11 protein-coding genes are annotated in these 13,964 nt (G+C 67.9%); 9 read left to right on the top strand and 2 right to left on the bottom strand.

Going from position 1 to position 13,964, the window contains the following annotated elements; translation table 11 throughout:
- Positions 1–39: 39 nt before the first annotated feature.
- The gene (locus tag GGR03_RS21660; RefSeq protein WP_183210868.1) at positions 40–516 is read right to left on the bottom strand and encodes an SRPBCC family protein; all 477 of its coding nucleotides are present in this window, start codon (positions 514–516) and stop codon (positions 40–42) included.
- A gap of 138 nt (positions 517–654) precedes the next feature.
- Between GGR03_RS21660 and GGR03_RS21665 the strand changes: the two genes are divergently transcribed.
- The 5 genes from GGR03_RS21665 (at position 655) to olsB (ending at position 5,229) form a co-directional block, all read left to right on the top strand.
- Entirely contained in the window at positions 655–1,758 is a 1,104-nt protein-coding gene (locus GGR03_RS21665) for an RsmD family RNA methyltransferase (protein ID WP_246368382.1), read from the top strand.
- Positions 1,751–2,617 (top strand): TrmH family RNA methyltransferase, encoded by an 867-nt coding sequence (locus tag GGR03_RS24500; protein WP_246368384.1) that lies wholly within the window; start codon positions 1,751–1,753, stop codon positions 2,615–2,617. The genes GGR03_RS21665 and GGR03_RS24500 overlap by 8 nt, the downstream gene beginning before the upstream one ends.
- Positions 2,614–3,126 (top strand): signal peptidase II, encoded by a 513-nt coding sequence (lspA, locus tag GGR03_RS21670; protein WP_246368386.1) that lies wholly within the window; start codon positions 2,614–2,616, stop codon positions 3,124–3,126. The genes GGR03_RS24500 and lspA overlap by 4 nt, the downstream gene beginning before the upstream one ends.
- 68 nt (positions 3,127–3,194) lie before the next feature.
- Positions 3,195–4,187, top strand: a complete 993-nt coding sequence (gene acuI / locus GGR03_RS21675) for an acrylyl-CoA reductase (NADPH) (protein WP_183210871.1) — start codon at positions 3,195–3,197, stop codon at positions 4,185–4,187.
- 121 nt (positions 4,188–4,308) lie between these two features.
- Positions 4,309–5,229 (top strand): l-ornithine N(alpha)-acyltransferase, encoded by a 921-nt coding sequence (gene olsB, locus GGR03_RS21680; protein ID WP_183210872.1) that lies wholly within the window; start codon positions 4,309–4,311, stop codon positions 5,227–5,229.
- Between the two features lie 39 nt (positions 5,230–5,268).
- Here olsB and GGR03_RS21685 read toward each other — a convergent pair whose 3' ends face one another.
- On the bottom strand, positions 5,269–5,547 hold the full coding sequence (locus GGR03_RS21685) for a hypothetical protein (RefSeq protein WP_183210873.1): 279 nt from the start codon (positions 5,545–5,547) through the stop codon (positions 5,269–5,271).
- Between the two features lie 363 nt (positions 5,548–5,910).
- Here GGR03_RS21685 and mutS point away from each other — a divergent pair, with 363 nt between their 5' ends.
- The 4 genes from mutS (at position 5,911) to murJ (ending at position 13,933) form a co-directional block, all read left to right on the top strand.
- Positions 5,911–8,592: a DNA mismatch repair protein MutS gene (mutS, locus tag GGR03_RS21690; RefSeq protein WP_183210874.1), complete on the top strand. Its 2,682-nt coding sequence runs from the start codon at positions 5,911–5,913 to the stop codon at positions 8,590–8,592.
- A 228-nt stretch (positions 8,593–8,820) separates the two neighbouring features.
- A complete protein-coding gene (locus tag GGR03_RS21695) occupies positions 8,821–9,249 on the top strand; it encodes a hypothetical protein (protein ID WP_183210875.1) in 429 nt (142 codons plus the stop codon).
- A 182-nt stretch (positions 9,250–9,431) separates the two neighbouring features.
- A complete protein-coding gene (locus GGR03_RS21700; RefSeq protein ID WP_183210876.1) occupies positions 9,432–12,296 on the top strand; it encodes a [protein-PII] uridylyltransferase in 2,865 nt (954 codons plus the stop codon).
- Positions 12,293–13,933, top strand: coding sequence for a murein biosynthesis integral membrane protein MurJ (murJ, locus tag GGR03_RS21705; protein ID WP_183210877.1), 1,641 nt, complete (start codon positions 12,293–12,295; stop codon positions 13,931–13,933). Before GGR03_RS21700 ends, murJ begins: the two co-directional genes overlap by 4 nt.
- Positions 13,934–13,964: the final 31 nt, after the last annotated feature.

Consider the following 13,964-nt stretch of genomic DNA (forward strand, 5'->3'; position numbering starts at 1 on the left):
CGCCGCGCCTTGCGACAGCGACGCCAGCGCGGCGGGTCTTCACGCCGTGACGGCTTCTCCCTCGGGCGCCGTCTGCGGGCCTGAAACCTTTTCGACAAAACAGTCGAAGAACTGGCCGGCCAGCTTCTTGGCGGTGGAGTCGATCATCCGTCCGCCGAGCTGGGCGATCTTGCCGCCCACCTGCGCGTTGACCTCGTAGGTGAGGATCGTCTCGGCGCCGTCTTCCTCGAGCCGCACGTCGGCGCCACCCTTGGCGAAGCCGGCAATGCCGCCCTTGCCTTCGCCGACGATCGAGTAGCTCTCCGGCGCGTTGATGTTCTCCAGCCGGACCTCGCCGGAGAATTTCGCTTTCACCGGCCCGATTTTCATCGTCACCGTCGCCGCCATCATGTTGTCGCCGGTCATTTCCAGGCTTTCGCAGCCCGGGATGCAGCTTCTGAGCACATCCGGGTCGTTGAGTGCCGCCCAGACCGTTTCCCGCGGTGCCGGCAGCCGGTATTCGCCCTTGAGATCCATCGAAACCCTCCCTTGCGCCGATGCATGTCGGCGCCGCTCCTTCGTCGCAGGATCTAGAATCACGTTTCTGCCGGCTTTGCCAAGCATGCCGGAACCGCTAATGACCTAACCCCTGATATCGAAAGCATGGAGTTTGCCTTGGCGCGAGCGCGGCGGCCCGGCCATCACACGGATTCGAGCCCGAACGGTGCGGCATCGCGCGGCCCGCGCGCCCGGCCGACTGACGCGCCGCGTCCGCAGGGCGACGACGATGCGCCCCGCACGAGACCGGCCATCGGCGACCCGCCGGTGCGGGCGCTCGACCTGCCGCGCCCGACCGGCCCCCGCCCGGTGCCGCGCGAGCCGGTGATCCTCACCGTCGAGCCCTCGGCCGATTACGCGCTTCTCGACTCCGGCGCCGGCGAGAAACTGGAGCGCTACGGCCCGCTCACCGTCCGCCGTCCGGAGAACCAGGCGATCTGGCAGAAGCGCCTGCCGGAGGCCACCTGGGATGCGGCGGATGCGATCTTCACCGGCGACACCGACGAGGAAGGCACCGGGCGGTGGCGTTTTCCGCACGAGCCGCGGGGCGAGACCTGGCCGCTCGTCCAGGACGGCGTCGACTATCTCGGCCGCTTCACCTCCTATCGCCATGTCGGCGTGTTTCCCGAACAGGCGGTGCACTGGCGCTCGACCGAGGCGGCGATCACCGCGGCGCTCGCTGGCGGCCAGCACCCGGTGCGCATGCTCAATCTCTTCGGCTATACCGGCGTCGCCTCGCTGATTGGTGCCCGCGCCGGCGCCGAGGTCACCCATGTCGACGCCTCCAAGAAGGCCATCGCATGGGCGCGCGAGAACCAGGAGGTCGCCGGCCTGGAATCGAGCCCGATCCGCTGGATCTGCGAGGACGCGGTCCGCTACGCCGAGCGCGAGGTCAAGCGCGGCAGCCGCTACGACGTGATCCTGCTCGACCCGCCGCGTTTCGGCCGCGGCCCCAAGGGCGAGGTCTGGCAGCTCTTCGAGGACCTGCCCTATCTGCTGTCGCTGACCCGCGCCCTGCTGTCGGACCGGCCGCTTCTCGTCATCCTCACCGCCTATTCGATCCGGGCGTCCTTCTATGCCTTGTCGGCGCTGACCGGCGAGGCCTTCCGCGGCCTCGGCGGCACCGCCGAATCGGGCGAACTCGTCATTCGCGAGGCCGGCGACGAGCCGCGCCTCCTCTCAACTTCCCTCTTCTGCCGCTGGACCCCCGATCATGTCTGACAAGCCCCCAACGGACGGCCGGACCCGGCTCCCGCCTACGAGCGCACCTGGCCGGGTCAAGGAGGTCTCCAGCGTCTCCAACCCGATCGTCAAGGACATCCGTTCGCTGGCCCAGAAGCGGCATCGCGAGGAGACCGGGCTGTTTCTCGCCGAGGGACTGAAGCTCGTCGTCGACGCGCTCGACGCCGGCTGGCAGATCCAGACGCTGGTCATCGCCAAGTCCGCTTCCGGCCACGAACTGCTGGAGCGCACGGCCGCCCGGACGGTCGCGCTCGGCGCCGACGTGCTGGAAGCCAACAACAAGGTGCTGGAGGCGATCACCCGGCGCGACAACCCGCAGAGCGCGGTCGGCGTTTTCAAGCGGCGGGTGACGCCGCTCGCCCGCCTGGAAGCTGGCAAGGGCGACGTCGTGGTTGCGCTCGACCGGGTGCGCGACCCCGGCAATCTCGGCACCGTGCTCAGGACGGCAGACGCGGTCGGCGCCAAGGGCGTGATCGTCATCGGCGACAGCGTCGACCCGTTCTCGCTCGAGACCGTACGGGCGACGATGGGCTCGATCTTCTCCGTGCCGCTGGCGCGGGTGAGCGAGGCGGAGTTCCTCGAATGGCGCGCCCGCTTCCGCGGCCTCGTCGTCGGCACCCATATGGAAGGAACGGTCGACTACCGGACCCCGAAATACGATGCCCAGCCGACCCTGCTGGTGATGGGCAACGAGCAGGCGGGCCTCACCGAGGCGCTGGCCAAGGCCTGCGACGTGCTCGTGCGCATCCCTCAGGCGGGCCGCGCCGACAGCCTCAACCTTGCCATCGCCACCGGCGTGATGCTGTTCGAGGCACGGCGCGGGAGCCTCAGCCTTTGAACCGCCGCCTGTTCGTTTCCGGCCTTGTCATCGTCATCCTGGCCGTTGTCGCCGACCAGGCGATCAAGGCTTTGGTCGTCGCCACCATGGGGCTCGGGGAGGCGATCGAGATCCTGCCCTTCCTGGCGCTCTACCACGCCCGCAACACCGGCATCGCCTTCTCGATGTTCTCGGGCCTCAGCGACGTCAGCCTGTCGCTGATCGCGGGTGTCGTGCTGATCGTCGTCCTCTATCTCTGGTACAAGACGCCGGCCGAGCGCCGGCTCACGCATTTCGGCCTCGCCATCATCGTCGGCGGCGCCATCGGCAACCTCATCGACCGCGTCAGCCTCGGCTACGTCGTCGACTACATCTATTTCCACACCCCGGTCTGGGACTTTGCGGTCTTCAACCTTGCCGACGCTTTCATCACCGTCGGCGCCATCATCATCCTCGCCGACGAATTCATCCTCGCACCCCGCGAGGCACGCCGGGCCCGCCGGGCGAACGAAGCCACGCCCGGCGATTGACAACCGCTGGGGCCGCCCTTCGTCTCAGATGACACCGCCGGCATCTCGCCGGCGGCCGGGAGGATGCGATGAGCGAGACATTCAGGGCGATCTTGATCTCCCGCGACGAGGCGAGGAACCAGTCCGTCGACATCGTCGAGATGACGCCGGATCAGCTGATGGACGGCGATGTCGACGTTGCCGTCGAGGCGACCACCGTCAACTACAAGGACGGGCTGGCGATCACCGGCAAGGCGCCGGTGGTACGACACTGGCCGTTGGTCCCCGGCATCGATCTTGCCGGGACCGTCATCACCTCCTCGCACCCCGATTGGCAGGCCGGCGACCGCGTCATCCTCAATGGCTGGGGCGTCGGCGAGACACATCACGGGGCCTATGCCGGGCGAGCCCGGCTCAACGGCGACTGGCTGGTGGCACTGCCTGACCGCTTCACCGCGATGGACGCGATGGCGATCGGCACGGCCGGCTACACGGCGATGCTCTCGGTCCTGGCGCTCGAGCGGGCCGGCATGACACCGGATCGCGGCCCGGTCGTGGTCACCGGCGCGGCGGGCGGCGTCGGATCCGTCGCCGTGGCGCTGCTGTCGGGGCTCGGCTGGCACGTCATCGCCTCGACGGGTCGCACCGGCGAGGCCGACTGGCTGCGCGACCTCGGCGCTGCCGAGATCATCGACCGCGCGGAGCTGTCGGAACCCGGCAAGCCGCTCGCCAAGGAGCGTTGGGCCGCCGGCATCGACGCGGTAGGCAGCCATACGCTCGCCAACGTCCTGGCCGCGACGCGCTATGGAGGTGCGGTCGCCTGTTGCGGCCTCGCCCAGGGCATGGATCTGCCGGCGAGCGTCGCGCCCTTCATCCTGCGAGGCGTCTCCCTGCTCGGGATCGATTCGGTGATGGCGCCGAAGCAGCGGCGGGTCGAGGCCTGGAGCCGGCTCGCCCGCGATCTCGACGCTTCCAGGCTGCGCGCCATCACCACGGAAATCGGGTTCGAGGCGATCATCGACGCAGCGAAGGAGATCGTCGAGGGCCGGATCCGGGGCCGTGTGGTCGTGAACATGCGATGACCGGCGAACCGTCCATTGTTGAAGGGCAGCGCATTTGCGATAATGGCGCCGGGCCAGTCACAAAATTTTCGCCGAGTGGCCGTATGGGCTAATGGCATGGGACGGCCCGACGGAGGACGCGATGGCAGCCGAGAGCACGAAGCTGGATCTGGCTCTGACACCGACCTCGCTGAATTTCGGCGGCGTCGTGATGGGCTTCGTGCCGGCGAAGATGCGCCATCTGGTGCGGCGTTTCGATCCTGCCGCGCCGACGCTCGGGCGCATCGGCCAGCTCGAGGTCCGGCTGGCCCGTGGCCCCGCCGAGGTCAAGGCGGCCCAGCAATTGCGCTACCGGGTCTTCTACGAGGAGATGAGCGCCCAGCCGTCCAAGTTCCAGAAGATGACGCGGCGCGACCGGGATGGCTTCGACCGCTATTGCGACCATCTCCTGGTGATCGACCAGGCGCGCCCCGGCCCGATCGCCGAGCGGATCGTCGGCACCTACCGGCTGATGCGCAGCGATGTTGCGGCGCTCGCCGGCGGATTCTACACCGCCCAGGAGTTCGACATCGCGCCGATGCTGGCCCGCCACGCGGGCAAGCGCTTCCTGGAGCTCGGCCGATCCTGCGTCCTCAAGGAATATCGCGGCAAGCGCACGGTCGAACTGCTTTGGCAGGGCATCTGGAGCTACGTGATCGCCCACGACATCGACGCGATGTTCGGCTGCGCCTCGCTGGCCGGCACCGATCCCGATGCTCTGGCCGCGCGCCTGGCCTTCCTGCGGGAACACGCCTCGGCGCCGGCGGAGTGGCACGTCCGGGCCCTGCCTAGCCGCGGCACGTTCCTGTCGGGCAGCGTGCAGATCGCCGACCCGCGCCGCGCTTTGTCGGATCTGCCGCCGCTGCTGAAGGGCTATCTGCGGATCGGCGGCTATATCGGCGAAGGCGCCGTGGTGGACCACCAGTTCGGCACCACCGACGTTCTGGTCGTGCTGCCGCGGGAGCGGATCAATCCGCGCTATATCGGCCATTACGGTGCCGACGCCGGGCGCTTTGCCGCCTGACGCCGCGCTGCCCGCGATTAGCCCATTTTCGGGCGCCGCCTACTGGCCGACCCGCACGACGCTCCGCGTCTTCAGGTCGACGATGACCGGCTGGCCGTTATAGTAGAAATAGGCCAGCGACGAGTTGGGATCGGGCTGCCTGAGCGCCACCGATTGCGGGACTGAGTCCCCGAGCGATGGTGGCGTGGCGATCTGCGCATTGTCGGTCGGGTTGGCCAGGGCGAACTGCAGGACGTTGACACTGTCCTGCGCTCCGGCGGGCGTGCCCACCGACGCAGCCAGCAGGGCGAGGGCCAGGAGAAGGGTTCTCGACATCATGCATCTGTCCTTGTGCGTCCGACGCCAGGGGGCGGGCGCGACAACACCCTTGCCCTATCCCCGATGAACGGAGCCTGACCAGCCAGAAGATGGCGCGTCGGTTATCGGCGCGCAACTGTTGCCGATTGTCCGCCATGGGGCTGCATCGATCACGTCGTCGCGAGAAGCGCCGTGGACCCCGGGATCGACCAATCATCCCGGAATTTGGCCGGCGCCGGCAGGGAACTTCATGTCTCGGGTGCCCTCGCCTTGGGATTGTCGGCGTTTCCCCTTTTCTCGCGATGGCCGCAAAGCTAAGCCGGGGCAGGCAAAGCCCGGCAGCCAGGCGGGCCTTTGGCCGGCGAGGGAGGATCGATCCGGACGATGACGATCGACAAGGACGCGGCCCCGACGCCGATGATGGCGCAATATATCGAGATCAAGGCGGCCAATCCGGATTGCCTGCTGTTCTACCGCATGGGCGACTTCTACGAGCTGTTCTTCGACGATGCGGCGGAAGCCTCGCGCGCCCTCGGCATCGCGCTGACCAAGCGCGGCAAGCATCTGGGTGCCGATATTCCCATGGCCGGCGTGCCGGTGGTCTCGGCCGACGACTATCTGCAGCGCCTGATCGGCCTCGGCCACCGCGTCGCCGTCTGCGAGCAGATCGAGGATCCGGCGGAAGCCCGCAAGCGCGGCGGCAAGTCGGTTGTGCGGCGCGACGTCGTCCGGCTGGTGACCCCCGGCACGATCACCGAGGAAGCGCTGCTCGATCCCGGCCGGCCGAACTTCCTGATGGCGCTGGCGCGGCTCGGCGGTAGCGGCGAGAACGCCGCCTATGCGCTTGCCTGGACCGATCTGTCGACGGGCACGTTCCGCCTTGCCGAATCCAGCCGGATGCAGCTCGAGGCGGACATAGCGGCGATCGAGCCGAGCGAGATCGTCGTCGCCGAGCCGGTGTTCCACGACCCGTCGCTGCAGCCACTGTTCCGGCGCTACGGACGGCGGATCCAGCCGGAGCCGCAGACCCTGTTCGACGGCACCACCGCCGAGGAGCGCGTCTGCCGCTTCTTCGGCGTCGCGACGCTGGAAGGGTTCGGCGGCTTCGGCCGGACCGAATTGTCGGCCGCCGCCGCCCTGATCGCCTATCTCGGCAAGACCCAGATGGCGGCGCGTCCGGGGCTGCAGCGGCCCGAGCGCATCGTCGCAGGCTCGCTGATGCAGATCGACCCGGCAACGCGGGCGTCGCTGGAACTGACTCGCACGACCGCCGGCAAGCGCCAGGGCAGCCTCCTGTCCGTGATCGACCGCACCCGCACCGGCCCGGGCGCGCGTCTCCTCGCCGGACGGCTCGCGGCACCGCTGACCGATCCGGCGGCGATCCGCGAGCGCCAGGCCTCGGTCGGCTGGTTCGTCGACGCGGCGGCGCTGCGCCAGCGCTTGCGTGAGGCGCTTTCCGGCCTGCCGGACATCGAGCGGGCGCTGTCGCGGCTGTCGCTCGGCCGGGGCGGGCCCCGCGATCTCGCTGCCATCCGCGACGGGCTGGAGGCGGCCCTGGCGATCGGCGCGATGCTCGGCGACGACCTGCCTTCGGAATTGGCGATGCGCCGAAAAGCTCTCGCGGCGCTGCCCGCCGCTCTCCTGGAAGAGCTGTCGCGGCTGCTCGCCGACAGCGTGCCGCTGCAGCGTCGCGACGGCGGCTTCGTGCGGGAGGGGGCGCTGCCGGCGCTCGACGAGGCGCGCACGCTGCGCGAGGACGTCCGCCGTGTCGTCGCCGAGCTGCAGGGCCGCTACGCCGCCGAGACCGGCATCCGCAACCTGCGGATCAAGCACAACAACGTCCTCGGCTATTTCATCGAGGTGGGTGACGAGAAGGGCCGGGCGCTGGTCGGCGTTGGGGACTTCGTCCATCGCCAGACCATGGCCTCGGCCATGCGCTTTTCGACCAGCGAACTGGCTGAGCTCGAGAGCCGCATCGCCGGCGCCGCTGCCGAAGCGCTGCGGCTCGAACTCGAATGCTTCGACAGCCTGGCAGGTCAGGTCGAGGCGGCGGCCGACGCGCTGCGGCAGGGGGCAGAGGCGCTGGCGGTGCTCGACGTTTCCGCCGCGCTCGCCGAACTCGCCGTCGCCGACGACTGGGTGGCGCCCGTGGTCGACGACAGTCTCGCCTTCGCCGTCGAATGCGGTCGCCACCCGGTGGTCGAGGCGGCGCTGAAAGCGGGCAGCGGCCACCCCTTCGTTGCCAATGATTGCGACCTCTCGCCGCCGGCCGATGGCTCGGCGGGGGCGATCTGGCTGATCACCGGTCCGAACATGGGCGGCAAGTCCACCTTCCTGCGCCAGAACGCGCTGATCGCCGTGCTCGCCCAGGTCGGCTCCTACGTGCCGGCGACGAAAGCCCACATCGGCGTGGTCGACCGGCTGTTCTCCCGGGTCGGCGCCTCCGACGATCTCGCCGAGGGCCGTTCGACCTTCATGGTCGAGATGGTCGAGACCGCGGCGATCCTCAACCAGGCCGGCGAGCGGGCGCTGGTCATTCTCGACGAGATCGGTCGGGGCACAGCGACCTATGACGGCCTGTCGATCGCCTTTGCCGCCGTCGAGCACCTGCACGAGGTCAATCGCTGCCGGGCGCTGTTCGCCACGCATTTCCATGAGATGACGGCGCTGGCGGCGCGCCTTGCCCGCATGCGTAACGCGACGATGCGGGTGAAGGAGTGGGAGGGCGACGTGGTCTTCCTGCACGAGGTCAAGCCGGGGGTCGCCGATCGCTCCTACGGCATCCAGGTGGCCAAGCTGGCCGGTCTGCCGCCCGCAGTGGTCGAGCGGGCACGGCACGTGCTGGAGGAGCTGGAGAAGGGGGAGCAGGCCGGGCGCCGCACCGCCCTGGTCGACGACCTGCCGCTGTTCTCGGCGATGTCCCGGCGCGCCGACCCGCCGGTAGCGGCCCCGCCGTCTCCCGTGTGCGAAGCGGTCGCCGCACTCGATCCGGATGCGCTGTCGCCACGCGAAGCACTGGACGCACTCTATCGCCTCAAGGGGTTGGTGGGGGCGACCCGCTCGTGACGGTTGCCTCACCCGCCCAAACAGATTGGGTGGAACCATCGAGCGATTGATGCATTGAATTTCACAACGAGGGTACGATCCGCTCCCTTTTCTGGATCGTGACAATGTCCTCTACGATGGAACCCTGATGGCGTTGCATCGTTTCTACCACTGATCATGGTGTGTGACACCGTTTGCTGACATCGCGACGAATTCGCGAGATCAGCACTTTATGAAAGGTTTTACGACATGAAGAAGACCGCAATCATTTCTGCCATGCTGATTGGTGCCTCGTCTTTCGCAATGCCGGCTTTCGCGCAGACCGGTGCGCCGGATGTGCCGGGTTCCGAGGCGGTGATCCAGGAAAACAACGCTGCCGAGCGTGAGGCCGTGGCCGCAGAGCCGGGTACTTCGTCGGCCCCGACCAGCGGCACGCCCGAGTCGGCGACGATCGTTCCCGGCAACGATGCCGAGCGTGACCTGAACAATGCCGCCGAGCGCGAAAGCGTCGCGGAAGGCACCGACGCGAACACGACGAGCGCCACGACGCCGGCAACTCCTTCTGCCGACGCACCGATCGTGCCCGGCTCCGGTGCGACTTTCTCGCCGGACAATGCGCCCGAGTCGCAGGAAGGCGAGGCTCTGCAGGACGAGTCCTCGACCGAGGCAGTGCAGTAAGTCGACATAACCGTCCCGACGTCTCACCGACGGCGGGGAGTTTGGAGGGTCGCCCGTTAGGGCGGCCCTTTTTGCGTTCGGCATGACGATTGGCGCCGAGGGCTCAGCCTTCCGGTGTCGCGCGCGGTCGGCAAGTGGGCTATAGGCCCCCTTACGTGCCACTTCGCACCTTAGGAACATGTATGTCGTTGATCGAGGCGAGGTCTCTTCCGTCAAAGCGACGTGTCCAGGCTGACGTCGAGGAAATCGATCTCTCCGGCATCCTCGATGTCGAGACGCTGCGCGGCGGCCTCGCCGAGATCGCCTCAAGCGATGGCGCGAACGGGGCCTCTCCGGCTGCGCGGCTGAAGATCCTGTCTCTGCTGAAGCAGACTTTCGCCGACGCCAGGGCATCTATCGAAGATGCGCTCTTCGAAGACGGCGGTGGGCTTCTCTGCGCCCGACGGCTGGCGGCGGTCCAGGACGTGGTCGTGCGGGAGGTCCACGACTATGCGATCCGGCATGTGTTCCAGACTGCCAATCTCAGTGCCGGCGAGCGGATGGCGGTGGTGGCGGTCGGCGGCTATGGCCGTGGCACGCTGGCTCCCGGCTCCGATATCGATCTGCTGTTCGTGCTGCCCTACAAGCAGACCACGCTCGGCGAGCAGGTGGCGGAATACCTGCTCTACATGTTGTGGGATCTCGGCTTCAAGGTCGGGCACGCGTCCCGCACCGTCGATGAATGCATCAAGCTGGCGCGCGCCGACTTCACCATCCGCACCTCGATCCTCGAACGCTGGCTGGTTGCCGGGGATGTCGAATTGTTCGCCGAGCTCGGCCGGCGGTTCGACGCGGAAGTGGTGGCCGGCACCAGCGAGGAATTCATCGCGGCCAAGCTCGCCGAGCGCGAGGCGCGGCACGCCAAGAGCGGCAACACCCGCTATCTCGTCGAGCCGAACGTCAAGGAGGGCAAGGGCGGGCTGCGTGACCTCCACACGCTGTTCTGGATCGCCAAGTACCATTACCGGGTGGCGACCACCGAGGCACTGGTCGAGGCGGGTGTCTTCTCGCGGCGCGAATGGCGCCTGTTCGCCAAGGCGGAAGACTTCCTGTGGGCGGTGCGCTGCCACATGCATTTTGTCACGGGCAAGGCGGAGGAGCGGCTGGCCTTCGACCTGCAGCCGGAGATCGCCAAGCGGCTCGGCTACAACACCCATCCGGGGCTCAAGGACGTCGAGCGCTTCATGAAGCACTACTTCCTGATCGCCAAGGATGTCGGCGATCTGACGCGCATCTTCTGCGCGGCGCTGGAGGAGGAGCATGCAAAGGACGCGCCGGGCCTGAAGGGCTTCGTGCGCAGCCTGCGCGGCCGCGCCCGCAAGATTCCGGGGACGCTCGATTTCCACATCGACAACAACCGGATCAACGTCACCGGGCCGAACGTCTTCCGCGATGATCCGGTCAACCTCATCCGGATCTTCCGCCTCGCGGCGATGCACCAGCTCGAGTACCATCCGGACGCGTTGAAGCTGATCCGCCGCTCGCTGCGGCTGGTGGACGCGGCGCTGCGGGAGAACCGCGACGCCAACAGCCTGTTCCTCGACGTCCTGACCGATCGCGTCGACCCGGCGCTGCATCTGCGGCGCATGAACGAGGCCGGCGTGCTCGGCCGCTTCATTCCCGATTTCGGCAAGATCGTCGCGATGATGCAGTTCAACATGTACCACCACTACACGGTGGACGAGCATCTGCTTCGGACGATCGACACGCTGTCGCTGATCGAGCATGGCCAGCTTGCCAGCGAACTGCCGCTCTCCACCGGCTTCGTCAACGCGCTGAAGGATCGTACGCCGCTCTACGTGGCTCTGCTCCTGCACGACATCGCCAAGGGCAGGCCTGCCGATCACTCCGTTGCCGGCGCCCGGATCGCCCGGGAGCTCTGCCCGAGGCTCGGCCTCGACGAGCGGGAGACCGACCTGGTCGCCTGGCTGGTGGAGGACCACCTGGTCATGTCGATGACGGCGCAGCAGCGCGACCTGACCGACCGCAAGACGATCCTCGACTTCGCCGAGAAGGTCCGCACGCTCGATCGGCTGAAGCTGCTGACGGTCCTGACGGTCTGCGACATCAAGGCTGTCGGCCCCGGCGTGTGGAACGGCTGGAAGGGCCAGCTTCTGCGCACGCTCTACCTCGAGACCGAGCCGACCCTCACCGGGGGCTTCACCCAGTCGTCGCGGAGCGAACGACTGGCGCGGGCAAAGCTGCGGCTGGCCGAGCGCCTGTCCGGCTGGCCCGATTCCGAGCGCGCGGCCTATCTCGAGCTGCATTACCCCAACTACTTCCTCACCACCCCGCTCGAGGACCAGCTGCGCCACGCCGATTTCCTGCGCGAGGCATCGGACGGACGGCCGCTCTCGACCCGCATCCGCACCGACCGGTTCCACGGCATCACCGAGATCATGGTGCTGGCGCCCGACCATCCGCGGCTTCTGTCGCTGCTCGCCGGTGCCTGCGCCGGTGCCGGTGCGAACATCGCCGACGCGCAGATCTTCACCATGTCGGACGGGCGCGCCCTCGACGTCATGCTGCTGAACCGCGAATTCGAGTCGGACGACGACGAGATTCGCCGCGCCGAGCGCATCTGCGACAATATCGAGCGGCTGCTGCAGGGGCGCGAAGTGCCGGCCAACCTGCTCGCCCATCGCAAGCCCTCGCGGGGCACGCGGCTGTTCAGCCTGTCGCCGCGCATCCGGCTCGACAACGATCTGTCCAACCAGTTCACCGTCATCGAGGTCGAGGGGCTGGACCGGCCGGGCCTTCTGTCCGACATCACCGGCGCGATCTCCGACCTCAATCTCGACATTCGCTCGGCCCACATCTCCACCTATGGCGAGAAGGTCGTCGACGTCTTCTACGTGACGGATCTGATCGGCACCAAGATCACGTCTGAATCGCGGGCCGAACGGATCGAGGCGCGGCTGAAGGCGGTGTTCGACAATCCCGAGGGCGAGGTCTCCTCGCTCGTTGCCATGTCTTCGCCGCGGGCCTTCGGCATGCCCGCCCGATGAGCCTTCTTTCCAAGTTTGCGACTGTCGGCGGCGCCACGCTGGTGTCCCGGATCTTCGGCTTCGGCCGCGAGATGATGATGGCCTCGGCGCTCGGCGTCGGCCCCGTCGCCGACGCCTTCAACCTCGCTTTCCGCTTTCCCAACCTCTTTCGCCGCCTGTTCGCCGAGGGGGCCTTCAACGCGGCCTTCATCCCGCTCTTCGCGCGCTCGCTCGAGGAAGAGGGCGAGGCCGGCGCGAGGCGCTTCGCCAGCGAAGTCTATTCGACGCTGTTCGCCGTCCTGGTGGCCCTCACCGTCGTCGCGATGATCTTCATGCCGTTCCTGGTGAAGACGATCATCGCCCCCGGCCTTGCGGTCTGCGTCGACGACCCCTCCGCTGGCGGCGACGTCCTGTCCTGCGCGGCGCGCTACGACCTGACGGTCACGCTGTCGCGGATCATGTTCCCCTATCTCGCCTGCATGTCGCTGATGGCGATGGTCAGCGGCATCCTCAACGCCTTCCGGCGCTTCTTCGCCGCCGCGGCGGCACCGACACTCCTGAACTTCGTGCTGATCGGTGTCCTCGTCTGGTGCCAGTATGCCGGTGCCGACAAGGCGACGATCGGCTTCCTGATGAGCTGGGGCGTGCTCTTTGCGGGTTTCGCGCAGCTGGCGATGGTAGTCGTCGCCATGCGCATGGCGGGTTTCGGCGTCGCGCTCCGGCGGCCGCGCTGGACCAAGGGGCTGAAGCGGCTGCTGGTCCTTGCCGGCCCCGCCGCCCTGATCGGCGGCATCACGCAGATAAACCTCTTCGTCGGTCAGGCCGTCGCATCGTTCAAGCCAGGGGCGGTGTCGATCCTGCAATATGCCGACCGGCCCTACCAGCTGCCGCTCGGCATGGTCGGCATCGCCATCGGCGTCGTGCTGCTGCCGGAACTCGCACGTGCCTTGAAGGCCGGGCACCTGCGCGAGGCCCAGCACACCCAGAACCGCAGCCTCGAATTCGCGCTGTTCCTGACGCTGCCGGCCGCCGTCGCCTTGTTCATCATTCCCGAGCCGATCATCCGGGTGATCTACGAGCGCGGTGCCTTCGACCCTACGGCGACCCCGGCCGTCGCCGCGGTGCTCGGCATCTTCGCCCTCGGCCTGCCGGCCTTCGTCATGATCAAGGTCTTCTCGCCCGGCTATTTCGCCCGCGAGGACACGCGCACGCCGATGTATGTGACGCTGTTCTCGGCCGGGGTGAACATTGTCCTGTCGCTGGCGCTGTTCCCGCTGCTTGCGGAGCAGGGCATCGCCTGGGCCACCACCATCGCCGGCTGGCTGAACGCCGGGCTGCTGTTTGCCGGGCTCTATCGCAAGGGCCTCTGGGAGGTCGACCGGCAGCTCGTCAAGCGCTCGACCCTGACGCTTCTGTGCTCGCTCGTAATGGGCGCAGCGCTGATCGGTGCGATGCTGGAGCTGGACGGCTGGCTCCGGCCAGATAGTCCGCTGGCGACGCAGATCCTGGCGATCGGCATCCTCGTCGCGTCGGCCATGGCAATCTACTTCGCATTGGCGCTGGCCACCGGCGCCGCCGACCGCCGGTTGCTCTTCGCGGTGCTGAAGCGACGTCGGCCGGCGCCCCCGGCGGCAGGCCCGGATGAAGGCAGCGCTTGATCGATGCCTGCCCCTCGGCCATAACCCGCCG

This window comes from Aurantimonas endophytica, from assembly GCF_014196845.1.
Classification (GTDB): Bacteria; Pseudomonadota; Alphaproteobacteria; order Rhizobiales; family Rhizobiaceae; genus Aurantimonas; species Aurantimonas endophytica.